The following is a 25,436-nucleotide window of genomic DNA, read 5'->3' as shown; positions in this document are numbered from 1 at the left end:
TACGGGCCGGTCCGGCCCGGAGCCGTACCGCGACCGCAGCTTGATGTATATGCCAACCTTTAACGGGCCCCGGCGCATTCCGGGCCCGCTCCACCACTTTCCGCGATCCGGCGGACTCGGAGCGTGGTCGGCGCGCGGGCTCTCCGTGCGATCAGTTTTCCGCGAGGGCCGCTCTGGTCCGCTCCAGGTGGGCGCGTTCCGGCGGGCTCCCGGTGAGCGCGATGGCCGCGTCGTACGCCTGGAGCGCCTCGGTGCGCCGTCCGAGGCGGCGCAGCAGATCCGCCCGTACGGCGTGGAAGGCGTGGTAGCCGTCCAGGTCGAGGCTCTCCACGAGGGCGAGCGCGGCCTCCGGTCCCTGCACCTCGGCCACGGCGACGGCGCGGTTGAGCGCCACGACCGGGCTGGGCGCGCGTTCCATGAGCTGGTCGTAGAGCTGAAGGATCTGGCCCCAGTCGGTGGCCGCGGCGGTCGGCGCGTCACTGTGGACGGCGTTGACGGCCGCCTGGATCTGGTAGGGCCCCGGCCGGTTGCGGCGCAGACAGCGGCGTACGAGGTCCTGGCCCTCGGTGATCAGGTCCCGGTCCCACCGCGTACGGTCCTGGTCGGCGAGGAGGACCAGGTCGCCGTCCGCCGTCGCGCGGGCAGGACGGCGGGCCTCGATGAGGAGCATCAGCGCGAGCAGGCCGAGCGCCTCGGGCTCGTCCGGCATGAGCTCGACGAGGAGGCGTCCGAGGCGCAGGGCCTCGGCGCAGAGGTCCTCGCGGCCGCCGTACCCCTCGTTGAAGACGAGGTAGACGACGGCCAGCACGCCCCTGACGCGGTCCGGCAGGTCCGCGTCGCGCGGGACGCGGTAGGGGATGCCCGCGTCGCGGATCTTGGCCTTGGCGCGGACGATCCGCTGGGCCATGGTCGCTTCGGGGACGAGGAAGGCGCGCGCGATCTGCGGGGTGGTCAGGCCGCCGAGGAGCCGCAGGGTGAGGGCGACCTGGGCCTGGGGCGCGAGCGCGGGGTGGCAGCAGGTGAAGATCAGACGGAGCCGGTCGTCGCGCACGGGGCCTTCCTCCACGGGTTCGTCCGGGGCGTGCAGCCAAGCCGCTTCGGCGTGCCGGGCCGCCCGGGTGGACTCGCGGCGCAGCCGGTCGACGGCACGGTTGCGGGCGGTGGTGATGATCCAGCCGGCCGGGCTCGGCGGTACGCCGGCCTCCGGCCACTTCGCCACGGCCGTGGCGAACGCGTCCTGGACCGCTTCCTCGGCGAGGTCGATGTCGCCCAGGAAGCGGATCAGGACGGCGACCGCCCGGCCGTACTCCGCGCGGAAGACGGCCTCGATCTCGGCGGCGCCGACAGCCATCAGTCCTCGGTCTCGTGCATGAACGGGCGTACCTCGATGGGAAGCGTGGTCGCCAGCGCCGCCTTGCGCCCCCACATCAGCGCCGCGTCGAGGTCGGGCGCCTTGAGCAGGCAGATCCCGCCCAGATACTCCTTGCTCTCGGTGTACGGTCCGTCGGTGACCAGGACGTCGCCGTCGCGGGCCCTCAGCACGGTGGCCGAGTCCAGCCCGTGCAGGCCACCGGCGAAGACCCAGGCACCGGCCTCGCGCAGCTCCCCGTGGAACACCTCCACGTTGTGCATGATCTCTTCCAGGACCTCGGGGGCGGGCCGCTCGCCCTGCGGCTGCATCACGCTCAACAGGTAGTACTTCATGATGTGTCCTCCTCGGATGTCTGACTCGGCGTCTCACTGACTACACGAACGAGAACGCGCCGGATCGACACACGCCACGACGACAACGGGAGATTCCTTCGATGACCTTCCCACCGCATCCGCTCGTCACCGCGGCCCGGAATCTGGCGGCGGAGGTACTGGCGCCCCTGGCGGAGCAAGTGGACCAGGAAGGCATTCCCGCGAGCAGCGTCGAGGCGGTCAAGGGTTCGGGGCTGCTCGGGGCGCTCGCCCCGGTGTCGTACGGCGGGTCGGCGGCGCCCGCCGCCGTGGTCCGGGAGACGGCGGAGATCCTGGCCGGGGCGTGCTGTTCGACCTGGTTCGTGCAGACCCAGCACCACACGCCGGTGACGACGCTGGCGAAGACTGATCTTCCGGTGCGGGAGCGCCTGCTGGGCCCGCTCGCGCGCGGCGAGCTGCTGTCCGGTGTCGCGTACGCCCAGTTGCGCGCCTACCCACGGATCCCGGTGCGGGTCACGCGCGAGCGCGGCGGCTGGCGCTTCGACGGGAACGTCCCCTGGTACACGGGCTGGGGGCTGAACGACGTGATGCTGCTGGCCGGAGTGACGGACGCGGACGAGGCGCTGTTCGCGTTCACCGAGGCGCGCGAGCGGCCGGGGCTGCGTCCGTCCCCGCCGATGCGGCTCGCCGCGCTCACCGCGTCCCGGACGGTCTCGCTGGAGCTGGACGGGCTGTGGCTGCCCGAGGAGGCGGTGGCCCTGCGCACCCCGTACGCGTCCTGGGCGTTCACCGACCGGCCCAGGAACACCAACGCCTCACCGGCCGTCCTCGGGGTGACGGCGACGGCGATCGGCCTGCTGGAGGACGATTCCTCCGCCTCCGCGAAGGAGACGGCGGCCGCTCTGCGGACCCGTCTCGACGCGGTGAGGAAGGAGGCCTACGAACTCGCCGACCACCCGGTGCCGACGGAACGGATCGACGAGCGGCTGGCGTGCAAGACGCGGGCGTACGACGTGATGCGGGCGGCCACGACCGCGGCGGTCGTGGCCGGCGGCGGGCGGTCGATGGATCTGCGCAGTCCGGCGCAGCGGCTGGCGCGGGAGGGGATGTTCCTGCTGGTGCAGGGGCAGACGGCCGAGGTGCGCGCCGCGCACCTCGGGTCGCTGGGATCGGACGGGTGACCTCGACCGGCCGGATCGCCCGGGACACGTTGATCGGCGGGACCGGGAGACCTGGTTCGCCCCGACCGGCCGGGTTGGCCGGACGGCCGGGTTGGCCGGGTAGGTCCGGAGGGGTTGCTTCGGTCGGTCCGGGCGGTCGGGATGCCTTGGTCGGTCCGGGCGGTCGGGGTGTCTTGGTCGGCCGGTCGCGTCGATGAGTCCGTTCAGCCGGTGAACGGGACCTGGGGGGCGAGGGCGGCCGGGGTCGCGAAGGGGTGCTGCCACAGGCCGCGCGCGGCGAGGCGGGGCAGGACGCCCTCGCCGAACCAGTAGGCCTCCTCCAGGTGCGGGTAGCCGGAGAGCACGAACTCGTCGATGCCGAGGGCGTGGTACTCCCTGATCCGCTCGGCCACCTCGTCGTGGCTGCCGACCAGGGCGGTGCCCGCTCCGCCCCGCACGAGACCGATGCCGGCCCACAGGTTGGGGTGGATCTCCAGTCCGTCCCGGCTGCCGCCGTGCAGCGCGAGCATCCGTTGCTGGCCCTGCGACTCGCTGCGGGCGAGCCCCTGTTGCACGGACCGTACGGTCGCCGGGTCGAAGCCGTCGAGGAGCCGGTGGGCCTCGGCCCAGGCCTGTTCGGAGGTGTCGCGGGTGATGACGTGCAGCCGGACGCCGAACCGGAGGGTCCGCCCCTCCTCGGCCGCGAGCCCGCGGATCCAGGCGATCTTCTCGGCCACCTGGGCGGGTGGTTCGCCCCAGGTGAGGTACACGTCGGCGTAGCGAGCGGCGACCTCACCGGCGACGGGTGAGGAGCCGCCGAAGTAGACCTCCGGTACCGGGTCGGGGACCCGGGTGAGCCGGGCGTCCTCGACCCGGAGGTGCTCGCCGGACAGGTCCACGGTCTTGCCGTCCCACAAGTCCCGGACGATCCGCAGGAATTCGCCGGTACGGCGGTACCGGGCGTCCTTGTCGAGGAAGTCGCCGTACGCGCGCTGCTCGTGGCTCTCGCCGCCGGTGACCACGTTGAGCAGCAGCCGTCCGCCGCTCTGGCGCTGGAAGGTGGAAGCCATCTGCGCGGCGAGGGTGGGCGACACGAAGCCGGGCCGGAAGGCGACGAGGAACTTGAGCCGCTCGGTGTGCTGACTGACCATCGCGGTCGTCAGCCACGCGTCCTCGCACCAGGCACCCGTCGGGGTGAGGGCACCCACGAACCCCAGGTCCTCAGCGGCACGGGCGATCTGGCTCAAGTAGGCGACCGTCGGCGGCCGGTCTCCCCCGGAGGCGGTGGCGGGCGTGCCGTGGCCACCGCCGACGACGTGCCGGCTGTCGCCGTTGGTGGGCAGGAACCAGTGGAAGGTGAGGGACACGGCGGCGTTCTCCGATCGGGGGGGCCGGACAGGCGTGGGTCGGCGACGGGGGCTGGTAACTCGACTTCTGCGGCCACTATTTGGGGCTCACAGATGTCAACCGGCCACCGCCATCAGAGGGATACGCCCCAGGGCGGCCGAGAACTGGTCCACCACCTGCGCCAGGGCCTCGGCGGTGCCCGGAGCCACGGTGACGCTCCCGTCCTGGCCCGTGATGATGTCCTTGTCCAGGGTGAACCAGCCCTGCACTATGTGAGCCGCTCCCATGGAGTTGAGGACCGGGCGGAGTGCGTAGTCCAGGGCGAGCACATGGGCGGTACTGCCTCCCGTCACCAGCGGCAGCACGGTCTTCCCCGCCAGCGCGTACTGCGGGAGCAGATCGAGCAGCGCCTTCAGGACACCGGAGTAGGCGGCCTTGTAGACAGGGGTACCGATGACCACCCCGTCGGCGCGGGCGAACAGCTCGGTCGCCTCGACGATGGCCGGGTGCCGGAAGTCGGCGCCGAGCAGGGCCTCGGCCGGGATCGTGCGGACGTCGAGGGGAATCACCTCGTGCCCCTGCGCGGCGAGCCGGGCGTCGAGGTGGCGCAGGAGTTTGGCGGTACGGGAGGAGACCGAGGGGCTGCCGGAGACGGACAGGACGGTGGCCATGAGTCCTCTTTCGAAAAGAGTTACGCAGGTGGAGGGGATACCGAGACGGACCGTCGGACTCCGCGCACACCGGGGCAGCAGCGCGACGTCGGAGGAGAGCCGGTTACCGGAGGACGCTTCAAGGTCCTTGAAATCAGCCGGAGTTCAGATGTCGAAACACCGGCGACAGGCGCGGAAACGCGCGGGATCGCGACGGGAGGGAGATCACCGCGGGCGAACCGTCCCGCGAAGGGGACCCCGCCGTCGGGATCGTCAGGCTGCGCGGCAACAGAAGGAACTGGAGACACGCGCGAGGTCGACGTGGCGTCGCCGCGTGAGGTCCAGTCGCGTCTTCATGACGAGATCGTCGCAGCCCCCGGTCCGGACAGTCAAGGAATGACGGACCGGTCTCGCATCCCGGACCCCCTCGCACGCGAGGACCCCGCGGGAACGCCCTCGTCGTGGAACTGCCGGTTCCTGACTCCTCGGAAGCTCCGAGCGGTCTGTCACCTGCCGCGATCGGCGGCCCGGCAAACCGATGAAGCGAGCCGGTGAGGCGAGCTGCCGAGGCGGGCCGGTGAACGGACCCCGTGGCGCGTGCTCCGCCTCGGTCCCCTTCAGTCCTCGTCGCCGAGCGGAACGACCACGAGGAAGGCGTCCGAGTTCAGGTCCATCACGACCGTCGCCGCCAGCCCCTCGGTACGCCGTCGTGCCGCGTACTCCTCCGCGGTCCAGGATCCGCGCGGAGCGCCGGCGGGAAATCGTTCCAGCACCTTTGTGCCCATGGCGGCAGACACCTCCAGCTCTGACGGCGGACCCGGAGCGACGAGTCCCGTGGAATGCGCTTGCCCGGGTTTCACCGGGACATGCCAGGCCCGTTTCGCCGTCCGTCGGCGACGAACGGCGGCCGACGGACGGTCCGCCCGCGCGCACCACGCGGGCGGACACTCGAACCCGGCCCCCTCACGCCTCGACGCGCTCGCCCCCGCGGGCCTCGGGCTCGGGCGCCGGCTCGGACAAGGCCTCGGGCTCGCGGCTCAGCGCCCCCGGCCACCAGGCGCGCCGGCCGATGTCCCGGACCAGGGCGGGCACCAGCAGGGAGCGGACCACCAAGGTGTCGAGCAGGACACCGAAGGCGACGATGAAGGCGATCTGCACGAGGAAGGCCAGCGGGATCACGCCCAGGGCGGCGAAGGTCGCGGCGAGCACCACGCCCGCCGAGGTGATCACCCCGCCGGTGGCCACGAGTCCGCGCCGCACACCCTGGCGCACCCCGTGGCGCAGCGACTCCTCGCGGACCCGTGACATCAGGAAGATGTTGTAGTCGACCCCGAGGGCCACCAGGAACACGAAGCCGTACAGGGGGACGGACGCGTCGGTGCCCGTGAAGCCGAACCCGTACCGGAACACGAGCGACGAGATGCCGAGAGTGGCGAGGAAGTTGAGGGCCACCGTGGCCACCAGGAGCACCGGCATGAGCAGCGAGCGGAGGAGGCCGGCCAGTATGACCAGGATGATGGCGAGGACCACCGGCACGATGAGCGTTCGGTCGCGTTCGGCGGTCTGCCGGGTGTCGTACTGCTGGGCCGTGTAGCCCCCGACGAGCGCGTCGGCGCCCGGTACGGCGCGCACCGCCTCGCGCAGCCGCGCGACGGTGTCCTTGGCCGCGTCGCTGTCCGCGGCGGACCGCAGGGTGACGTCGACCCGCGCCCGGCCGTCGACGACCTGGGGCGCTCCCCCGCCGGGCCGCCCCGACCCGGTCACCGCGGCGGCCGACGCGACACCGTCCGTCGCGCGGGCGGCGGCCGTGACCTGTGCGACGCGGTCGGCGTTCGCGATGATCACGGCGGGGTTGCCGGAGCCGCCGGGGAAGTGCCGCCCGAGGGTCTCCTGCGCGGCGACGGACGGCGCGTCGTTGACGAAGAGCTCGTTGAGCGGAACGCCCTTGGCGGTGAGGGTGGGCGCGAAGGCGGCGCAGGCGAGGAGTCCGGCCAGGGCGATCGCCCAGACCTTGCGCGGCGCCCGGTCCACCAGGTCCGCCACCCGGTTCCAGATGCCGCTGCTCGTCCGTGCGCCGCCGGACCGCGGGTCGCCCGCCGGGCGGGGTCTGGCCGGCCAGTAGGCGGCACGGCCGAGCAGCACCAGGACGGCGGGCAGGAAGGTGAGCGAACTCAGCACGGCGCAGACCACGCCGATGGCGCCCACGGGACCGAGTGACCGGTTGTTCGTCAGGTCGCTGAGCAGCAGCGCCAGCAGTCCGAGGGCCACGGTGCCGGCACTCGCGACGATCGCGCCCCAGGACTGCCGCAGCGCCGCCCGGACCGCCGTGAACCGGTCGGGGCGGAGGGCGAGTTCCTCGCGGAAGCGGGCGGTCAGCAGGAGGGCGTAGTCGGTCGCGGCGCCGATCACGAGGATCGAGAGGATGCCCTGCACCTGACCGTCGACCCGTACGACGCCGTGGTCGGCGAGGACGTAGACGACGGCGCACGCCAGGCCGAGCGCGAACACCGCCCCGAGGATGATGAGGAAGGGCAGCAGCACGCTGCGGTAGACCAGCAGCAGGATCACCAGGACGGCCGCCAGGGCCACCCCGAGGAGCAGTCCGTCGATCCCGGAGAAGGCGCCGGCCAGGTCGGCCTGACTGCCCGCCGGTCCGGCGATCGCCACGGTCGTTCCCGGGACGCGTTCGGCGGCGGCACGAACGCGTGCGACGGCGTCGGGGAGCTTTTTGCCGAGGTCGGGCCTGAGCTGGACGACGCCCTCCAGGGCCTTGCCGTCCTGTGACGGCAGGGCGGGTGACGTCCGGCCGACCACTCCGGGGGTACCGGCGAGCGAGGCGAGGAAGCCGGTCGCTGCGGACTGCCGGGCCGCCGCCGTGGAACCGTCGCCGTCCATGGTCCAGACGACGATCGCGGGCAGCGTCCCGGCCTGCCGGAAGGCACGCTGCTGGGCCACCACCTTCGTGGACTCGGCGCTGCGCGGCAGGAAGGCGGCCTGGTCGTTGGTGGAGACCTCGCCGAGTCTGCCGGCGTAGGGGCCGAGGGTGCCTCCGATGCCGAGCCACGCGACGAGCAGGACGACGGGGATCAGCCACAGGGCTCGACGCGGGGTGAGGGACATCGCTCTCCAGATTTCACGGACAGGTGTCTCGATGAATGACAATCTCAATCATTGAGGTATCTCGCGCCCCAGATCGTAGACCACGCCCGGGCCGCCGGCCCCTGTACCCACCAAGAAGCACCGCGCGGTGACCGGCCGCACGCAGACGCGTGGGACACCGTGCCGTCCGGCGGCTTCAGCGTCCGGGAGACCGCACGCCCGAGAGCTGTTCGTTCATCGTCGTCAGGAAGCGCAGGACCACCGACAGCTCGTCCTCGCTGAAGCCGGACCGCACGTTCGCGGTGACCTCGGCGAGCGGCCGGAAGTGGGCGCGGGCGGCCGATCTGGCGTCGGGGACGTAGTGGAGGTGGACCACCCTGCGGTCGGGGCTCTCCCGGACGCGCCGTATGTGGCCGGCGCGTTCGAGCCGGTCCAGGCACGCCGTGACGGCGCCCGAGGTGAGTCCGAGGTGCTCGCGCAGCCGGCCGGGGGTGAGCGGCTCGGGCGCGTCGAGGATCGCGGCGAGCGCCTGCACGTCCGTGGCGTGCAGACCGTGCTCCCCCGCGAAGCCGTGGACCAGCCGGTTGATCTCGCCGTTCATCCGGCGGAGCTGAACGGCGAAGGCCTGGAGATCGGTGGCCGCGGTCCGCTCCCGCTCGGGGCCCGTGTCGGGGTCCGGGTCACCCGTCCGGTCGTCACGGTCGTCTCGTATGGCCACGTGATCAGCCTATAGAAGTCCGGGCGCCGCACCCGTTCGGGCGTCTCGCGCGAAGGCCGTCCCGTTCGGCGCATCCGGGGGCGGCGCCCGCGTGGAAGGGATCAGGGAGGGGAGCGGACCCACCAGGGGTGACAGCGGCGACCGACGGAGGACCCATGAGCGACCACGACGACGACGGCGGCCCGAGGTGTCTGGTGACCGGTGCCACCGGTTACATCGGCGGACGGCTGGTCCCCGAGCTGCTGGCCGAGGGGTACCGGGTGCGCTGTCTGGCCCGCTCCCCCGCCAAGCTGCGCGACTACCCCTGGGCGGGCGAGGCGGAGGTGGTGCGCGGGGACGTCCTGGACGCCACCTCCGTCGCCGACGCGATGCGCGGGTGCGAGGTCGCGTACTACCTCGTGCACGCCCTCGGCACGGGGCACGACTTCGAGGAGACCGACCGCGCAGCCGCCCGGATCTTCGGCGAACAGGCCCGCGCGGCGGGTGTGCGGCGCATCGTCTACCTGGGCGGTCTCACCCCCGAGGGCGTACCGGAGCGGGAGTTGTCACCGCATCTCAGGTCACGGGCCGAGGTGGGTCGCATCCTGCTGGAGTCGGGGGTACCGACCACCGTGCTGCGCGCCGCGGTGATCATCGGTTCCGGTTCGGCCTCCTTCGAGATGCTGCGCTATCTGACCGAGCGACTGCCGGTGATGGTGACGCCGAGCTGGGTGCACACCCGGATCCAGCCGATGGGCGTACGCGATGTGCTGCGCACCCTGGTCGGCAGCGCCCGGATGCCCGCGGAGGTCAACCGCGCCTTCGACATCGGCGGTCCCGAAGTCCTCACCTACCTGGAGATGATGCGGCGGTACGCGGTCATCGCGGGGCTGCCCCGCAGGCTCATCTTCCCGGTGCCGGTGCTCACTCCCCGGCTGTCCAGTCACTGGGTCGGACTGGTCACGCCGGTGCCCGCGTCCATCGCGCGTCCGCTCACGGAGTCACTGCGCCATGAGGTCGTGTGCCACGAACACGACATCGTCCGGTACGTTCCCGATCCTCCGGGACGGCCGATCGGCTTCGACGCCGCGGTGACCCTGGCGCTCCAGCGGGTGCGCGACGCACAGGTGACCACCCGTTGGTCGTCGGCCTCGTATCCCGGCACACCCAGTGACCCGCTGCCCACCGACCCCGACTGGGCGGGCGGCAGCCTCTACACCGACCGCCGCGGGCTGCCCGTGGACGCGTCGCCCGAGGCGCTGTGGCGGGTGATCGAGGGCATCGGCGGTGACAACGGCTGGTACTCCTTCCCGCTGGCCTGGGCGGTGCGCGGCTGGCTGGACCGCATGGTGGGCGGGGTGGGGCTGCGGCGCGGGCGCCGGGACTCGGCCCGGCTGCGCGTCGGCGACTCGCTCGACTTCTGGCGCGTCGAGGAGATCGAGCCGGGTCATCTGCTGCGGCTGCGCGCCGAGATGAGACTGCCGGGCCTGGCCTGGCTGGAGATGTACGCCGAGGTGACGGACGACGGGCGGACGCGTTACCGGCAGCGGGCCCTGTTCCATCCGCACGGGCTGCTGGGCCACCTGTACTGGTGGAGTGTCTCGCCGTTCCACACCGTCGTGTTCGGGGGCATGGCCCGCAATATCGCGCGGGCCGCCGAGAACACTCCCGCCGGCCGGGAGGAACCCGCGCTCACCCACTGACCGCACCCCCGCGCGCGGCGGCCTGATCGCTCGTCCGCGGGAGCCGTCCGACCCCTCGTCCACGGGAGCCGTCCCGGCCACGCATCCACAGAAGTTCGCCCGACCACGCATCGTTCCCGTCGGCCGGATCACGCATCCGCGTCGGCCGGCCGGGCCGAAGCAGTCCGACGCCGCACCCCTCGCAGCCCCGCCCCGGAGCCACCCCATGACCGTCTCGATCGTCCTGTTCACCTCGGACCTGCGCCTGCACGACCACCCGCCGCTACGAGCGGCCCTCGACGGTTCGGACGCGGTGGTGCCGCTCTTCGTCCGCGACCGGGCCGTCGCCGAGGCCGGATTCACCGCGCCCAACCGGATGGCCTTCCTCGCGGACTGTCTGGCGGACCTGGACGCCGGGCTGCGGGAACGCGGCGGACGTCTGGTGGTGCGCTCCGGCGACGTGGTGGCCGAGGTGGCCAGGACGGTCACCGAGGCCGACGCCGACGAGGTGCACATGGCGGCGGGTGTCAGCGCCTACGCGCGCCGCCGGGAGGAGCGGCTGCGCAGCACGCTGGAGGCGGAGGGGTGTCGCCTGCACGTCCATGAGACCGTCGTCACCGCGCTCGCTCCCGGCGCGGTCACCCCCGCGTCCTCGGACCACTTCGCCGTCTTCACGCCGTACCACCGCCGGTGGGCGCGGCAGCCGTTGCGGGACGCGGTGGCCGCTCCCCGGGCCGTCCGGGTGCCGGACGGCGTCGGCTCGGAGGGGATCCCGGCCCGCTCGGACGTGTCGCAGGTGTCCGAGGGACTGGCCCGGGGCGGCGAGAGGGAAGCCAGGAGACGGCTCGCGGCCTGGCTGCACGCCGGGATCGGGGCGTACGAGGACCGCCATGACGACCTGCCCGGTGACGCGACCTCCCGGCTCTCCCCCCATCTTCACTTCGGCACCCTGTCGCCGGTCGAGCTGGTCCACCGGGCGCGCGACGCGGGCGGTCCGGGCGCCGAGGCGTTCGTACGGCAAGTGGCGTGGCGGGACTTCCACCACCAGGTGCTGGCCGCCCGGCCGGAGGCCTCCACGGCCGACTACCGGACCCAGCACGACCATTGGCGCTCGGCCGCCGAGGCGCGGGACGACATCGATGCGTGGCGGGACGGGCGCACCGGCTATCCCGTGGTGGACGCGGCGATGCGGCAACTGCGCCACGAGGGCTGGATGCACAACCGGGGGCGCCTGCTCACCGCGAGCTTCCTGGCCAAGACGCTGTACGTGGACTGGCGGATCGGGGCCCGGCACTTCCTGGACCTGCTCGTGGACGGCGATGTCGCCAACAACCAGCTCAACTGGCAGTGGATGGCGGGAACGGGCACGGACAGCCGGCCCAACCGCGTCCTGAATCCGGTGATCCAGGCCAGGCGCTACGACCCGGACGGGGCATATGTCCGGCGCTGGGTGCCCGAGTTGGCGGGAGTCGCGGGGCGTGCGGTGCACGAGCCGTGGAAGCTCCGGGGCCCGGACCGCGCGGCCTGCGACTACCCCGAGCCGATCGTCGATCTGTCCGAGGGGCTGGCCCGGTTCAGGAGGGCCCGGGGCCGTGACTGATGCGGCACGGTGACCGGCTCGGTGCCGTGAGCGGCTCGGCGCCATGACCCGACATCGGTGCCATGACCGACATCGGTGCCGTGCGTGACATCGGTGCCGTGACCCCGTGCTCAAGAGGCTCGGGCGGAATATAAACTGCCTGTGATTTTACCTGTTGTAGAGATTCTTCACCGGTGCGCCGCCGTATAGGTGGTCGTCCGAATCACTCGTACCGGATCCGTCCGTACCGGATCCACCGCGCGGCCGACCTGAGCCCATGGCTCCGGGACCGCCGCCCCGCCCCCAGGAGGCTGCTCGATGCGCATTGCACGGAACGCGGGAACACTCTTCGTGTGCGGCGCGTTGACGATCACTCTGACCGCCCTCGCGTATCCGGCCATGCTGGGGATTCAGACCACGTCGGCCGCCCCGGTCCGCATCATCGCCAATCCGCCGTCGGGGCCGCTGACCGAGGCCGACCGCGACTTCCTCGTCAAGGTGCGCGCGGCGGGACTGTGGGAGTACCCGGTGGGGCAACTGGCCCTGCAGAAGGGGACGATACCGGCGGTCCGTACGGCGGGGCAGCACCTGATCGCGGGCCATGCCGGGCTCGACGCCACGGACCGCAAGATTTCCCAGCAGCTCGGCGTGACGCTGCCCAACAAGCCGTCCCCGCAGCAGCAGGGCTTCGTGGCGACGTTGACCGCGGACACCGGCAAGAAGTTCGACACCGACTTCGCCAACATCCTGCGCTTGACGCACGGACAGATCTTCTCGACCGTCGCGAAGATCCGCGCCTCCACCGAGAACACCCTCGTACGTCAGCTCGCCGACCAGGCCAACGACACCGTGCTGGACCACATCACCGTGATGGAGAAGACCGGACTGGTCAACTTCGACCAGATCGTGATCCAGGAGACGACCCTCCCGAAGGTACCCGCGGTCAATCTGACGCCCCCGCCGCCGCAGCCGGGCGAGCCGCAGGTCGTCCTGACGCCGCCCGCGACGGGGGCCTCGCTCCCCGTGCAGCCCTCGCCCACGCCGACAGTGGGCTGATCGGCGGGCAGGACGGGCTACGGGACGGCGTACGAGGGCCAGGTTGACGAGCCTCGTACGCAGGCCAGGTCGATGAACGTCGTACGCAGGCCGTATTGGTGAGCATCGACCCGGGCGGGCCGTGTCGATGGAGTGTCGGCCGGGTCAGCCGCCGGACAGGGCCGTCAGCGCGGTGAGCGCGTCCCGCAGTCCCGGCGGCCGGAGCATGCCCGGTTCCGGGCGCCCGGCCCAGCCGGGGCCGCCGAGAAGCACGACGGGATGGCTGCGGGCGCCCTTGACCCCCCAGGCGGTGGCGGCGATGTGCCGGGCCAGCGGACGGTCGGCGGTGGAACGGGTCTGGGACCACAGCACGACGGCGGCCGGCCCCAGCCGCCGTACCGCCGCGGTCAGCGCTTCGGGAGGCACGGCGGGGCCGAACATCCGGGTGGGCAGGCCCTGTTCGACGAGCCCCGCGTGCAGTGCCTCCAGCGGCAGGCAGTGCTGTTCCCCCGGTACGCAGGCCAGCACGACGGGTCCCGCGCCGGTGGCCGGCGCGCCGGGCCCGGCCGGCCCGGGGGCGCGGTGCAGCACCCGGGAGATGTGCCAGGACAGCAGGTGCTCCACCTCCACGTAACGGTCCCCGGCGGACTCCCACTTGCGGCCCACCGCGTGCAGGGTCGGCACCATCACCTCCTCCCAGCCGACGACCACGCCATGGCGCGTGACGAGTGAGGTCAACTGGTCCTCCACGGACGGCGCGTCGAGGCGTACGGCGGCGCGCGCGAGGCCCTTGCACTCCTGCCGGGGGTCCCCGAGGGCTTCCGCTCCGGCCGCCGGCGCTGGGGGCCCGAGCGCGTCGGCCGGTGTCCTGACCTCGGGCACGACCGGGTCCGACCCGCCCTTGGCGGCCCTGGCCGCCTCGGCGGGCGGCACTCCGGCCGAGGTCAGCCGGCACATCTTCTCCAGCATCGCCACGTCCTGGGGCGTCCAGCGGCGGTGCCGCCCGTCGGAACGGACCGCGGGCCCCACGCCGTACCGGCGGTCCCAGGAACGCAGCGTGGTCGGCGACACTCCGAGGCGACGGGCCAGCGCACCTGTGGTGACACCGGCTTCGGCGGATCCCGCGCCCGGCTCCCGCCCCTGATCCGACCGGATGTCACCCATACGGCGACTATACGACGCAGAAACGATGCGAGTTGTCGCGTCTGTCCCATCGTTCACAGGATGGGTCCACGGGACCCGTCGCAGGAGGTGCCCGGAGCAAGGAGCCGTGGCCATGAGCGCAGATCCGACCGCCGAACAGCGGCCCGCCGAGCCCGCGGACACAGTCGGGGACTCGGACACGGTCGGAGACTCGGACAGGGACTCGGTCACGGAAGCGGACGTCGCGCGGGGCATCATCGGCGGGGACGAAGCCTCCCTGGCCACCGCGTACCGGCGCTGGGCGCCCCTCGTCGAGGGCCTCGCCCGGCGTTCGCTGGGGGACCCGCGCGAGGCCGAGGACGTCACCCAGCAGGTGTTCCTCGCCGTGTGGCGGGGCGGGCGGGGCTATCGCCCGGAGCGCGGCCCCGTCGTCGGCTGGCTCGTCGGCATCACCCGGCGCAAGATCGCCGACGCGCTGTCCGCGCGGACCCGGCGCACCGAGCTGGTCGGTGCGGCCGGCGCCCTGCTGGTCCTCGCCGACGACACCCGGACCCGCCCCGAGGCGGCGCTCGACCGTGTCCTCGTCCGGCACGAGCTGGCCAAGCTCCCCACCCCGCAGCGCCGGGTCCTGCATCTCGCGTTCTACGAGGACCTCACGCAGACCCAGATCGCCCAGCGCACCGGCTGGCCGCTGGGCACGGTCAAGAGCCATTCCCGACGCGGTCTGCACCAGCTCCGCGACGGTCTGCGGTCGGCGGCGGAGGTCTGAGCGCGACGGCTCTTCGCGGCGGCGGGGCGCCCGTACGGCATCGCGCCGTGATGTCTCCGGCACGTCCGGACTTTTCCGGTCCGCGGGGTCCGGACTTTTCCGGTCCGCGGGCCAATCCGCGGCCCGACCGGCTTCGGATCACATCCGAACCGTCAACACGTCCTGGAGGACCACACTGTGAAGGAAGCCGTGGAGATCGGGAGGAACCCGTCCGCGGAGCCGGACCTGCCGGATCTCATGGACCGGGTCGCCCGGGGCGACCAAGAGGCGTTCGCCTCGCTCTACGACGTCGTGGCGGGACCCGTCCTCGGCATCGTGCGCAGGGTGCTGCGCGACCGGGCGCAGTCGGAGGAGGTCGCCCAGGAGGTGCTGGTCGAGGTGTGGCGGACCGCCGCCCGCTACCGGCCCGAGCGCGGGTCGGTGATGAACTGGGTCCTCACCCTCACCCATCAGCGGGCCGTGGACCGGGTGCGCTCGGTCGAGGCCTCGACGGCGCGTGAGCACAAGGCCGCTCTGCTCGACCGGACGCCCGAGTTCGACGAGGTGACCGAGCAGGTCGAGGCGCGGCTGGAACGTGAGCAGGTACGGCGCTGTCTGCGCACGCTGACGGAGCTCCAGCGCCAGTCGGTCACCCTGGCCTACTACCGCGGGCTGACCTACCGGGAGGTGGCGGAGCTGCTGGCGCTTCCCCTCGGCACGGTCAAGACCCGCCTGCGTGACGGTCTGATCCGGCTTCGTGACTGCCTGGGGGTGACGGCGTGACCAGGGTGGACCTGCATACGCTGACGGGCGCGTACGCGCTGCACGCGCTGGGCGACGACGAACGCGAGCGCTTCGAGCGGCACGCCGCCGACTGCGCCGACTGCGCGCAGGAGGTACGTGAGCTGACCGCCACCGCCGCGCGGCTGGGCCTGGCCGTCACCGCCTCGCCGGCCTCTGCCCTCAAGGACCAGGTGATGCGCCGGATCACCACGGTCCGGCAGGAATCGCCGCGCGCGACGGCCCTCACGGCGCCCCGGACCATCGGCCTCCGCCGGCACCGGCCCGCACGGTGGGCGCTCGCCGCCGCGCTGGCCGCCGCCGCCTCCCTGGGCGGTACGGCGGTGTGGCAGCACGAGCGCGCCCAGGACGCACAGGAGCAGGCCCGGCAGGCCGAACGGCGTGCCGACCAGGTGGCCGCGGTCCTCGCCGCCCCGGACGCCACCTCGCGTACGGCGAAGCTGTCGGGCGGGGCGAGCGGCACGGTCGTGGTGTCCGAGGGCCGGGACCAGGCGGTGTTCATCGCGGCGCGCATGGCGAAGCCGCCGGGCGGCAAGGTCTACCAGCTGTGGTTCGACGACGGGGGCACCATGCGGTCCGCCGGGCTGATGGACCCGGGCCGCAGCACCGAGGCGGTGCTGATGGAGGGTTCCGTCGACGGCGCGTCCGGTATGGGGATCACGGTGGAACCGGCCGGTGGTTCGGCCGAACCCACCTCCGATCCGCTGGCTCTGCTGAGTTTCCCCACCTGAGCGTTCGTGCTCTCACCCACTGCACCGGTGAGGGCACGAAGTGCTCGCCGCACCGCCTGTGGGTCCCCTCCGGCGGGAGGGGACCCACAGGCGACGCCGCGGTGCCGACGAGAGAACCCGGACCGCTCAGCCGCGACGCTTCGGCGGCAGCGGGAAGAAGCCGCTGGTGCGCGCCGCGTACGCGGTGAAGCCCGGGCGCTGTGCCATGTGGCGCTCCAGCATGGGCTTTCCGCTGCCGTTGATCAGGAGGTAGCTCATCACCAGCGGTGACACCACCGACACGGCGGCCGACTGCGGGCTGTCGCAGGCGAGCAGGAACAGGCCCCACCAGACGCAGAAGTCCCCGAAGTAGTTGGGGTGGCGGGTCCAGCTCCACAGGCCGCGGTCCATGATGCGGCCCCGGTGGGCCGGATCGGCCTTGAACCGGGCCAGTTGGGCGTCGCCCACCGCCTCGAAGAACAGGCCGAACGCCCACAGCGCGCCGCCCGCCCACGCGAAGCCCGTCAGGGGCCCGGGAATGTACTGCGCGGCCTGGACAGGCAGCGACACCAGCCACACCAGGGCCCCTTGCAGGAGGTACACCACGCGCAGGGCGTAGAGGTCACGGCTGCCGGGGGCCTTGGCCAGCAGGGCTTCGTAGCGCGGGTCCTCGCCGTGCCCCCGGCCGCGCCGCGCGATGTGCGCGGCCAGCCGCAGCCCCCACACCGCGGTGAGGACGGTGACCAGCGCACGGCGGGCCTCGTCGCCCTCGCCGGCCGATGCCAGGAAGGTGACGAGGGCCACCGCGGTGAAGGCGGTCCCCCAGGCGACGTCCACGATCCGGTGCAGGCCCTTGCGTACGGCGACGGCGAACGTGGCGAGCATGACGGCGAAGGCCGCGCCGGCCGCGAGCGCGAGGTTCTGCGCGAACGCCGCCCAGGGGAATCCGCTCATCGCGTGTTGTCCTCCTTCGTGAACAGGTACTGCTGGACGTCCAGATAGCCGGAGCGGAACCCGGCTTCGGAGTACGCGAGATAGAAGGTCCACATCCGGCGGAAGGTCGCGTCGAAGCCGAGCGCCGCGACCTCGTCGGCCCGCTCGGCGAACCGTTCGCGCCACAGGCGCAGGGTCTCCGCGTAGTGCGCCCCGAAGGCGTCCCTGCGGGTGGTGCGCAGGCCGGTGTGGGCGCGGGTCACCTCTTCGACCGCCTCCACGGAGGGCAGAAGTCCGCCGGGGAAGACGTACTTCTGGATCCAGGTGAAGGTGTCGCGGGAGGCGAGCAGGCGGTCGTGCGGCATGGTGATCGCCTGGAGCGCGGCCCGGCCGCCGGGGGCGAGCCGCGCGTCGAGGGTGGTGAAGTAGACGGGCCAGAACTCCTCGCCGACCGCCTCGACCATCTCGACACTGACCACGGCGTCGTACGTCCCCGTTGCCTCGCGGTAGTCGCACAGTTCGATGGTCACCCGGTCGTCGAGTCCTGCCGCGCGTACCCGCTCCTGGGCCAGGGCCCGTTGCTCCCGGGAGAGGGTCAGCGAGGTGACACGGGCGCCGCGCGCTGCCGCACGGATCGCCAACTCGCCCCAGCCGGTGCCGATTTCGAGGAGGCGGGTGCCGGGGCCGACCTCGGCGAGATCCAGCAGCCGGTCGATCTTGCGGTGTTGGGCGGCTGCCAGCAGCGGCCAGGACGCGGGGAAGCCCCGGAAGAGCGCCGCCGAATAGCTGAGGGTGTCGTCGAGGAAGAGCGCGAACAGGTCGTTGGACAGGTCGTAGTGGTGGCTGATGTTGTCGCGGGCGCCGGTGGGGGTGTTGCGCTGGACGTCGGGCCGGCGCGTCGCCCAGAGTCCCCGCAGCTTCTGGAGCGGGGCCGGGATCAGCTCGGCCGCGTTGCCCGCGAGCACGGTGAGCGCGGCGACCAGGTCCGGCGCGTCCCACTCCCCCGCCATGTAGGACTCGCCGAAGCCGACGAGGCCCTGGGCGCCGATGCGGCGGTGGAAGGCGGACGGGTCGTGGATCTCGATGGCCGGGCCGCCGAGCCCGACGCGCGTTCCGTCGGCGAACCGTGCCTGCACGGGCAGGCGTTCCAGCGCCCGGCGCAGCAGGGTCCGGGTGACGGCGGTGCGGGCCCGCGAGGATTCCGGCCGGGTCACCACGTCCGGCCAGCGGAGCGGGTCGGTGTCCTGTCGGGGTGCCTCGACGGGGCAGGACTCGGCTGTCCTCATTTCACGCTCTCCTGGGCTCGTTGCGGGGTGCGGGGCTGGACGGGCAGTCCGCGCAGGTACAGGCGGATGCCGTGCAACCGGATGGCGGCGGACACGGCGACGGTGGGCCACGGGTGGCGCAGCGCCTGCCGCAGCAGCGCGCCGACGGTCGCGGCGCGTCGCGTTCCGCGTACGGTGGCGGTGAAGGGCCGGGCGCCCTCACGTTCCAGATGCACCGTCAGATCGAGGCGGCTGTCGGGCTCGGGCAGCCGCATCCGGTAGGCGCCGTCGACGGGGAAGAACGGCGAGACGTAGAACTCCTTGCGGGTGCGCGCGGTGCCGCTGTCGTCGGGGTGCAGCAGATAGCAGTGCCGTTCGCCGTAGGTGTTGTGCACCTCGGCGACGACGCAGCGCGCGGTGCCGTCGGGGTCGTGACACCAGTACAGGGTCAGCGGGTTGAAGACATGGCCGAGGACGCGGGCGTGGGCGAGCATCCGCACCGGTCCGCCGCGCAGGTCGACGCCGTGCGAGGCGAGGAAGCGGTCCAGGCCCGCCCGGATGGTCGGCTGGTCGCCGTCGAAGTGGTCGCGGGGATCGAAGCGAGCCAACGGGCGGAGCGGGTACGGCAGTTCGGGCGGACGGTCGGGGTCGGTCAGCCACATGTACGTGCGGTGGCGGAGCGCGTACCGGGTGGGCTTCGTCCGTATGTGCGCGACCGTGCAGGGATACAGGGCGGGGCTGTCGGTCACCAGGTCACCCCCAGCGCCCGGGCCGCCTCGACGCCGGATCGGCAGCCGTCCTCGTGGAATCCCCAGCCGTGGTAGGCGCCGGCGAAGGCGGTCACCGGGCCGTTCAGGGCGGGTAGTTGGCGTTGGGCGGCGACGGACTCGGGGGTGTAGACGGGGTGTTCGTACTCCATGCGGGCCAGCACTCGGGCCGGGTCGACGCGGTCCTCGCCGCCGAGGGTGACGACATAGGTCTCGGGCGCGTCCAGCCGCTGGAGGCGGTTCATGTCGTAGCTCACCCGGACCCGGTCCGCGTCGGAGGCGCAGCTGGGCATCAGGTAGTTCCAGGAGGCCCTGGCCCCGCGGGCACGCGGCAGCAGCGCGGTGTCGGTGTGCAGAAGGGTGCTGTTGCGGGAGTAGCGGAACGCGCCGAGCACCTCGCGCTCCGGGTGGGTGGGGTCCGCGAGCAGTCGCAGCGCCTGGTCGGGATGGACCGCGATGACGACGGAGGCGTACGAGGCGGTGGCGCCGTCCTCGGTGGTGATGTCCACGCCGTCGGTGTGGCGGCGCACGGCCCGGACGGGGGTGGAGGTGTGCACCGCGTCGAGTTCCTTGGCCAGCCGGTCGACGTAGGAGCGGGAGCCGCCGGTCACCGTGCGCCAGACGGGCGAGTCGCCCACCGAGAGCATGCCGTGGTGGTCCATGAAGCGGAACAGATAGGCGGCCGGGTAGCGGCGGGCGGTGGCCGCGTCGCACGACCACACCGCGGAGACGAGCGGGGTCGTGAAGTGCCGGGTGAAATAGGGTGAGAACCGCTGCCGGGCCAGGAACTCGCCCAGGGTGAGGGTGTCTTCGCCGCCCTGGGCCAGCAGTCGGCGGGCGGCGCGGTGGAAGGCCGGGACTTCGGTGAGCATCCGCAGATAGGGGCCGCGCAGTGCGTTGCGCGGACTGGCGAACAGTCCGGCGGGGCCCCGCGCGCCCGCGTACTCGAGTCCGCATCCCTCGCACCGCACCGACATGCTCATCTCGGACTCCTGGGTGGCGACGCCGAGTTCGGCGAACAGCCGCAACAGGTTCGGGTAGGTACGGTGGTTGTGCACGATGAAGCCCGAGTCGACGCGGTGCAGGCGTCCGTCGGACGAGGTCAGGTCGTGGGTGTGCGCGTGGCCGCCGAGCCGGTCGTCCGCCTCGTAGAGGACGACGGGCCGCTCACGGCTCAGCACGTAGGCGGCGGTGAGCCCGGCCACTCCCGCGCCGATCACGGCCGTGGGGCGGCGGCCCTCTTGCCACCCGCGTCCGGTGCGCCCCGCGCCGCTGTCCGGAGCGTCTGCGGACCTGTGCCTCATCGGTTTCCTCCCGACCCGCTCCCGATCGGAGCTCTCGGAGGTATTCCGAAGCAGAGGCCCTTACGGATTGGCCGAGGCACGATCTTCCTCGGATCGGGCGGAAGACCGTCGGAGAACACCGCGCGCGAACGCCGAAGGCGCCGGGCCGCCCTGCCGGACCGGCGGGCTACCGGACGCCCGCGTCCCCGGCTCCGCCCGTGTACCGGGCCAGTTCCCAGGGGTCGTGGGCGCTGAAGACGTCGACCTCGTCGCCGTGCAGGCGGACGAGTTCCCGCAGCCGGGCGTGATTGCCGAGCCGCAGGGGCCGGTCCACCTCGGTGATCTGCTGGAGGAGGTCCGTGCCGGGGTGGCCGGTGGGACGGTCGGGGTCGATCTCGCGGTGGAAGTAGTAGGCGTCACCGCAGTGCAGGAGCCATCGTCCGGAGTCCTCGACGGCTGTCGCGCTGTGGCCCCTGGTGTGCCCGCCGAGCGGGACGAGCAGGATCTCCGCGTCCAGGCCCTCCAGCGGGCGGACGGCGTCGAAGCCGAACCAGGGGTCTCCCGCGGGCTCCGCGTACGTCACCCAGTGCGGGCGGTGGGCCCACTGGGCCGGGCGGTAGCGGACGCGGTCCTCGGGGTGGGCGCCCGGTGCCGCCAGGGCCGCGCGATGCTCGGCCTCGCTCAGATGGACCTTGGCCCACGGGAAGTCGGGAAGGCCGCCGGCGTGGTCGAGGTCGAGATGGCTGAGCACGATGTGCCGTACGTCCTCGGGCCGGAAGCCGAGGGCGGTGACCTGGTGCAGCGCGGTCTCGGCGAGGTCCAGGACCGGCTGGGCGCGGCCGAGGAATTCCGCGCCGAGGTTCTCCTCCGGGCGCGCCACATCGGTCGTACCGATGCCGCTCTCGACCAGGACGAGTCCGTCCCGGTCGGTTTCGACGAGCAGGCAGTGGCACACGGCGGGCAGGCTTCCCTCCTCGCTGTCGATCGTCCGCAGGGAGCCGCAGTTCAGGTGGTGGATCTTCACGATGAGTCCCTTCAGGCGCCGCCCCCGGATGCCCGTGGGCAGCGGAACGGCGCCGTGTCGCCCCATAGATGACGAACGTTCGTAATCTAATTGCGAACGATCGTTAGGTTAAACTCGCCGCATGAGCCCGCGCAAGTCCGTCGCCGAAACAGCCGCCACCCGCGACCGGATCCTCAAGAGCGCCCTCGCGCTGGCCTCCACCGAGGGCCTCGAAGGCCTCACCATCGGACGCCTCGCCACCGACCTGTCGATGAGCAAGGCCGGCGTGATCGGCCACTTCGGCAGCAAGGAAGCGCTCCAGCTCGCCGTGCTGGACGCGGCGGTCGAGCGGTTCACCCTGCGCGTGCCGGCCCGGGCCGTCGGGGCCCGACCCGGCACGGAGCGACTGGCACGCGCCTACGACGAATGGATCGCCTACATGTCCGAGGGCGAGGGGCACGGGGGCTGCCTCCTCACCTCGGTGGCGAGCGAGTTCGACGGCCGCCCCGGCCCGGTCCGCGACGCGGTCAGGACCGCGCTGGGCGCATGGACGGCGTACGTCCTGGCGGAACTGAACACGGCGATCGAGACCCGCCAGCTCCCCGAGCGCACCGATGTGGACCAACTCGCCTTCGAGCTGGGCGGTGTGATTCTCGCGGCCGGCCAGTCGATCAAGCTGCACCACGATCCGCAGGCACCGACCCGGGCACGCCGCGCCATCGCCCGTCTGCTCGTCGCCCCCTGACGCGGCCTCGCGGGACCGGCCCACCCCGCGGGTCCGCCGAGCCGGTCACCCCTATCGACATCTATGCGATACCTCTACACATAAGGACGAAATAAGCGCAGAATGGGAGCACGCGGCGTCGACCGCGCACCGCTTCGGGCGCGGTCCGGCCGTGGAGATCGGAACAGATCGAAGGAGACGAGTCATGGCCGACGTCTCACATCACAGGGGTGACTTCACCAGCCACCCGGACGCATCCGAAATGCGCGCCCGGTACGAGCGCGTGATCGGTGCTCGCGACGTACCCCTCGTGGACGGGCCGGTGTTCCTGCTCGGCCTGTACTGCGCCGCGTCGCCGTGGATACTCCACTACACGACGAGCCAGCCCGACCTGGCGACACACAACCTGATCATGGGAATCGCGATCGGTGTTCTGGCTCTGGGGTTCACCGCCAGACCGGGGAGGATGTACGGCCTCAGCTGGGCGATCTGCGCGATGGGGACCTGGATGATCATCTCGCCGTGGATCGTCGGCAGCAGCCCGGACACCGGAGTCGCGCTCAACAGCATCATCATCGGCGCCCTGGCCGTGCTGCTCGGCGCGGTGTGCGCGCTCACGGCGGACCGAAGCGGCAGACGGATGTAGGCCCGGGGAGGTACGGGCACCCGGCCTCAGGGGGCCGGGTGCCCTCGTCGTGCGCCCCGCGCGCCCTCGCCCGGTGTGTCCCCGTCCGCCCCGGTCGGCGGACGGCCGAGGGAAACGGTCAGTTGACGTCCCGGTCGCGGCCCTCCCAGTACGGCTCGCGCAGCTTGTACTTCTGGAGCTTGCCCGTCGCCGTCCGGGCCAGCCCGCTACGGAACTCGACCGAGGTCGGCGCCTTGTACCCGGCGAGGCGCTCCTTGCAGTACTGGATCAGCTCACCCTCCGTCGCCTCCGCGCCCGGCGCGAGGACCACCAGGGCCTTGACCGTCTCGCCCCACTTCTCGTGCGGAACGCCGATCACCGCGACCTCGGCGACCGCGGGATGGCTGAAGAGCGCGTCCTCCACCTCGATCGAGGAGACGTTCTCACCGCCCGTGATGATCACGTCCTTCTTTCGGTCGCTGATCGTCAGATAGCCGTCCTCGCCGATGGACCCGCCGTCACCGGTGTGGAACCAGCCGTCGGCCAGTGCCCGTTCGGTCTCCGCGGGCTGCTCCCAGTACCCCTCCAGGACGACGTTGGAGCGCGCGAGGATCTCGCCGTCGCCGGCGGTGCGCAGGGTCACGCCCAGCGCCGGGGCGCCCGCGCGCACCAGTTTCTCGGCGCGGGCCTGCGGGTCGAGGTCGTCCCACTCGGAGCGGGTGCGGTTGACGGTGAGCAGGGGCGAGGTCTCCGTGAGGCCGTAGATCTGGATGAACTCCCAGCCCAGCAGGGACTCGACCCGTGCGACGGTCTTGGTCGGCGGCGGCGCGCCGGCGACGATGATACGGACCCGGTCGCGGCCGGGGATCTCGCCCTCCCAGGACTCGGCGGCGGCCAGCACCGCGTTCACGACGGCCGGGGCCGCGCACATCACCGTCACCCCGTGCTCGGCCACCCGGCGCAGGATCTCCGCCCCGTCGACCTTGCGCAGCGCGATCTGCCGGACGCCGAGGCCCGCCATCGCGAAGGGCATCCCCCACCCGTTCGCGTGGAACATGGGCAGGGTGTGCAGGTACACATCGCGGTCGGTGACACCGGCGTGCAGTGCGAAGGTCGTGGCGTTGACCCAGATGTTGCGGTGGGTGATCTGTACGCCCTTGGGCCGGGCCGTCGTTCCGCTGGTGTAGTTGATCGTCGCGGTGGCGTTCTCGTCCGCCTCCCAGGGACGGGGTTCGGTGTCGAAGCGGTACAGCTCGGCGTCCGAGCCGGCGCCGAGGGTGAAGCGGTGTTTGCAGTGGACCCCGGCGAATCGGTCGGTCAGTTCGGGGTCGACGAGCAGGACGCTCGCGCCCGAGTGCTCGACGATGTAACTCACCTCGTCGGCCGTCAGACGGAAGTTGACCGGCACGAGGACCCGGCCGTGGCCGCTGACGCCGAAGAACGAGGTGAGCAGCCTGGCACTGTTGGGCGAGACGACGGCCACGCGCGCGCCGTGCGGGACGTCCAGCGCGTCGAGCCCGGCGGCCTGGGCCCTGGCCAGCTCTCCGACGCGCCGGTAGGTCAGCCCCTCCCAGGACTCGGCCGGCTGGTCGGGTTCGTCGACGACACCCACGCGGTCGCCGTACACGGTCACGGCGCGGTCCAGGAAATCACGGGCCCCGAAGGGGACGAGCATCACGGCCTCCCGACGATCGGACGATGTCCAAGTTCTATCCCGGCCGGGCCCCGGCGCACCCCGACAACCACCAAGTGGTCCTCGGCGTGGTGTCCGCGTCGGCGTCCGCATCCATGTCCGTGCCCGCGTCCATGTCCGTGCCCGCGTCCGTATCCATGTGCGTGCCCCGGCCTCCTTGGCCGTCGCCCGCCCGAGGCGCCACGATCGTCCGATGGACAGCCGACCGACGTTCGACTTCCCCGGGCCGCTGCGTATCGACGGGCTGGGGCTTCATCTGCGCGAGTGGTCCGACGACGACGCCGCGGATCTCGTCACGCTCTACGACGATCCCGAGATCGACCGGTGGACGCCGGTCGCCTCGCCGTTCGACACCGAGGCGGCGCTCGCGTACCTCGCGGCGGCCGAGCAGAAGAACGCCGAGGGGCGGGGCGTGCACCTGGCGATCACCACGGACGGTGAGCGGCCCCGGGGGGAGATCCTGCTGTTCCCCGGCACGGGTGACGAGCGGGACGTCGAACTGGCCTACGGCGTCGGGGCCGCCTACCGGGGCCGGGGGCTCGCGACCCGCGCGGTCCGGCTCGTGGTGGACTTCGCGCACCGTCACGTCGGCGGGCGGCGCATCGTGCTGTGCATCGAGGACGGGAACACCGCGAGCGAGGGGGTCGCCAAGGCGGCGGGTTTCGTTCTCGCCGGTGACGAGCCCGTCCTGCGCACGGCGAAGGGCCGGGCCGTGGTCCTTCGGACCTGGAGCCATCTGGAAGACGACGGCCATGGCCGGCCGTCCCACTCACCCGCGATGAGCTGACCGCCCGCTCCGTGGCCGGGGG

Annotated in this window: 26 protein-coding genes; 10 read left to right on the top strand and 16 right to left on the bottom strand. The window is 72.4% G+C overall.

All coding sequences use genetic code 11. The features are described from left to right. Positions 1–151: 151 nt before the first annotated feature. Both ACIQRL_RS39320 and ACIQRL_RS39315 read right to left on the bottom strand, forming a co-directional pair. Complete coding sequence (locus ACIQRL_RS39320; RefSeq protein ID WP_401340844.1) at positions 152–1,351, bottom strand: RNA polymerase sigma factor; 1,200 nt, start codon at positions 1,349–1,351, stop codon at positions 152–154. Further along, entirely contained in the window at positions 1,351–1,704 is a 354-nt protein-coding gene (locus ACIQRL_RS39315; RefSeq protein WP_355849352.1) for a YciI family protein, read from the bottom strand. The genes ACIQRL_RS39320 and ACIQRL_RS39315 overlap by 1 nt, the downstream gene beginning before the upstream one ends. A gap of 101 nt (positions 1,705–1,805) precedes the next feature. Here ACIQRL_RS39315 and ACIQRL_RS39310 point away from each other — a divergent pair, with 101 nt between their 5' ends. After that, complete coding sequence (locus ACIQRL_RS39310) at positions 1,806–2,864, top strand: acyl-CoA dehydrogenase family protein (protein WP_401340842.1); 1,059 nt, start codon at positions 1,806–1,808, stop codon at positions 2,862–2,864. 203 nt (positions 2,865–3,067) lie between these two features. Here ACIQRL_RS39310 and ACIQRL_RS39305 read toward each other — a convergent pair whose 3' ends face one another. The 6 genes from ACIQRL_RS39305 to ACIQRL_RS39280 all read right to left on the bottom strand — a co-directional run bounded on the left by ACIQRL_RS39305 (position 3,068) and on the right by ACIQRL_RS39280 (position 8,657). Next, positions 3,068–4,210: an LLM class flavin-dependent oxidoreductase gene (locus tag ACIQRL_RS39305; RefSeq protein ID WP_401340840.1), complete on the bottom strand. Its 1,143-nt coding sequence runs from the start codon at positions 4,208–4,210 to the stop codon at positions 3,068–3,070. A gap of 96 nt (positions 4,211–4,306) precedes the next feature. Next, the gene (gene ssuE, locus ACIQRL_RS39300; RefSeq protein WP_401340837.1) at positions 4,307–4,861 is read right to left on the bottom strand and encodes an NADPH-dependent FMN reductase; all 555 of its coding nucleotides are present in this window, start codon (positions 4,859–4,861) and stop codon (positions 4,307–4,309) included. A gap of 252 nt (positions 4,862–5,113) precedes the next feature. Further along, a complete protein-coding gene (locus ACIQRL_RS39295; protein WP_401340879.1) occupies positions 5,114–5,197 on the bottom strand; it encodes a putative leader peptide in 84 nt (27 codons plus the stop codon). Between the two features lie 260 nt (positions 5,198–5,457). Beyond that, positions 5,458–5,625 (bottom strand): hypothetical protein, encoded by a 168-nt coding sequence (locus ACIQRL_RS39290; protein WP_401340834.1) that lies wholly within the window; start codon positions 5,623–5,625, stop codon positions 5,458–5,460. 178 nt (positions 5,626–5,803) lie between these two features. Then, a complete protein-coding gene (locus ACIQRL_RS39285; protein ID WP_401340831.1) occupies positions 5,804–7,960 on the bottom strand; it encodes an MMPL family transporter in 2,157 nt (718 codons plus the stop codon). A 175-nt stretch (positions 7,961–8,135) separates the two neighbouring features. Continuing rightward, on the bottom strand, positions 8,136–8,657 hold the full coding sequence (locus ACIQRL_RS39280; protein ID WP_401340829.1) for a MarR family winged helix-turn-helix transcriptional regulator: 522 nt from the start codon (positions 8,655–8,657) through the stop codon (positions 8,136–8,138). Between the two features lie 155 nt (positions 8,658–8,812). On the opposite strand from ACIQRL_RS39280, the gene ACIQRL_RS39275 reads away from it, so the two are divergent. From ACIQRL_RS39275 to ACIQRL_RS39265, 3 genes are all read left to right on the top strand, one after another. Then, entirely contained in the window at positions 8,813–10,339 is a 1,527-nt protein-coding gene (locus ACIQRL_RS39275) for an SDR family oxidoreductase (RefSeq protein ID WP_401340827.1), read from the top strand. A 205-nt stretch (positions 10,340–10,544) separates the two neighbouring features. After that, a complete protein-coding gene (locus ACIQRL_RS39270) occupies positions 10,545–11,918 on the top strand; it encodes a cryptochrome/photolyase family protein (RefSeq protein WP_401340825.1) in 1,374 nt (457 codons plus the stop codon). Between the two features lie 297 nt (positions 11,919–12,215). Next, complete coding sequence (locus ACIQRL_RS39265) at positions 12,216–12,953, top strand: DUF4142 domain-containing protein (protein ID WP_401340823.1); 738 nt, start codon at positions 12,216–12,218, stop codon at positions 12,951–12,953. A 144-nt stretch (positions 12,954–13,097) separates the two neighbouring features. On the opposite strand, the gene ACIQRL_RS39260 is transcribed toward ACIQRL_RS39265, so the two are convergent. After that, positions 13,098–14,096, bottom strand: coding sequence for a MerR family transcriptional regulator (locus ACIQRL_RS39260; protein WP_401340821.1), 999 nt, complete (start codon positions 14,094–14,096; stop codon positions 13,098–13,100). 112 nt (positions 14,097–14,208) lie between these two features. Between ACIQRL_RS39260 and ACIQRL_RS39255 the strand changes: the two genes are divergently transcribed. From ACIQRL_RS39255 to ACIQRL_RS39245, 3 genes are all read left to right on the top strand, one after another. Then, on the top strand, positions 14,209–14,844 hold the full coding sequence (locus ACIQRL_RS39255; RefSeq protein WP_401340819.1) for a sigma-70 family RNA polymerase sigma factor: 636 nt from the start codon (positions 14,209–14,211) through the stop codon (positions 14,842–14,844). Positions 14,845–15,021: 177 nt separating this feature from the next. Further along, the gene (locus ACIQRL_RS39250) at positions 15,022–15,606 is read left to right on the top strand and encodes a sigma-70 family RNA polymerase sigma factor (protein ID WP_401340818.1); all 585 of its coding nucleotides are present in this window, start codon (positions 15,022–15,024) and stop codon (positions 15,604–15,606) included. Further along, positions 15,603–16,355, top strand: coding sequence for an anti-sigma factor domain-containing protein (locus tag ACIQRL_RS39245; RefSeq protein ID WP_401340815.1), 753 nt, complete (start codon positions 15,603–15,605; stop codon positions 16,353–16,355). The genes ACIQRL_RS39250 and ACIQRL_RS39245 overlap by 4 nt, the downstream gene beginning before the upstream one ends. Before the next feature lie 126 nt (positions 16,356–16,481). On the opposite strand, the gene ACIQRL_RS39240 is transcribed toward ACIQRL_RS39245, so the two are convergent. The 5 genes from ACIQRL_RS39240 to ACIQRL_RS39220 all read right to left on the bottom strand — a co-directional run bounded on the left by ACIQRL_RS39240 (position 16,482) and on the right by ACIQRL_RS39220 (position 21,672). Further along, a complete protein-coding gene (locus ACIQRL_RS39240) occupies positions 16,482–17,288 on the bottom strand; it encodes a DUF1295 domain-containing protein (RefSeq protein ID WP_401340814.1) in 807 nt (268 codons plus the stop codon). After that, positions 17,285–18,553 (bottom strand): class I SAM-dependent methyltransferase, encoded by a 1,269-nt coding sequence (locus ACIQRL_RS39235; protein ID WP_401340812.1) that lies wholly within the window; start codon positions 18,551–18,553, stop codon positions 17,285–17,287. Before ACIQRL_RS39235 ends, ACIQRL_RS39240 begins: the two co-directional genes overlap by 4 nt. After that, entirely contained in the window at positions 18,550–19,281 is a 732-nt protein-coding gene (locus tag ACIQRL_RS39230; protein WP_401340810.1) for a DUF1365 domain-containing protein, read from the bottom strand. The genes ACIQRL_RS39235 and ACIQRL_RS39230 overlap by 4 nt, the downstream gene beginning before the upstream one ends. Further along, positions 19,278–20,603, bottom strand: a complete 1,326-nt coding sequence (locus tag ACIQRL_RS39225; protein WP_401340808.1) for an NAD(P)/FAD-dependent oxidoreductase — start codon at positions 20,601–20,603, stop codon at positions 19,278–19,280. The genes ACIQRL_RS39230 and ACIQRL_RS39225 overlap by 4 nt, the downstream gene beginning before the upstream one ends. Before the next feature lie 166 nt (positions 20,604–20,769). Further along, positions 20,770–21,672, bottom strand: coding sequence for an MBL fold metallo-hydrolase (locus ACIQRL_RS39220; RefSeq protein WP_401340806.1), 903 nt, complete (start codon positions 21,670–21,672; stop codon positions 20,770–20,772). A gap of 55 nt (positions 21,673–21,727) precedes the next feature. Between ACIQRL_RS39220 and ACIQRL_RS39215 the strand changes: the two genes are divergently transcribed. Continuing rightward, entirely contained in the window at positions 21,728–22,330 is a 603-nt protein-coding gene (locus ACIQRL_RS39215; protein ID WP_401340805.1) for a TetR/AcrR family transcriptional regulator, read from the top strand. Between the two features lie 184 nt (positions 22,331–22,514). Further along, positions 22,515–22,955, top strand: coding sequence for an SPW repeat protein (locus ACIQRL_RS39210; protein ID WP_401340803.1), 441 nt, complete (start codon positions 22,515–22,517; stop codon positions 22,953–22,955). Between the two features lie 118 nt (positions 22,956–23,073). Here the strand turns inward: ACIQRL_RS39210 and ACIQRL_RS39205 are convergent, their stop codons facing one another. Further along, the gene (locus ACIQRL_RS39205; protein ID WP_401340801.1) at positions 23,074–24,609 is read right to left on the bottom strand and encodes an AMP-binding protein; all 1,536 of its coding nucleotides are present in this window, start codon (positions 24,607–24,609) and stop codon (positions 23,074–23,076) included. Between the two features lie 34 nt (positions 24,610–24,643). Beyond that, a complete protein-coding gene (locus ACIQRL_RS39200) occupies positions 24,644–24,766 on the bottom strand; it encodes a hypothetical protein (protein ID WP_401340799.1) in 123 nt (40 codons plus the stop codon). A 54-nt stretch (positions 24,767–24,820) separates the two neighbouring features. On the opposite strand from ACIQRL_RS39200, the gene ACIQRL_RS39195 reads away from it, so the two are divergent. After that, a complete protein-coding gene (locus tag ACIQRL_RS39195) occupies positions 24,821–25,414 on the top strand; it encodes a GNAT family N-acetyltransferase (protein ID WP_401340797.1) in 594 nt (197 codons plus the stop codon). Positions 25,415–25,436 lie beyond the last annotated feature (22 nt).

Origin of the sequence: Streptomyces sp. NPDC091209, assembly GCF_044757755.1 — a bacterium.
Classification (GTDB): domain Bacteria; phylum Actinomycetota; class Actinomycetes; order Streptomycetales; family Streptomycetaceae; genus Streptomyces.
This window is presented reverse-complemented; position numbering and strand designations above follow the sequence as displayed.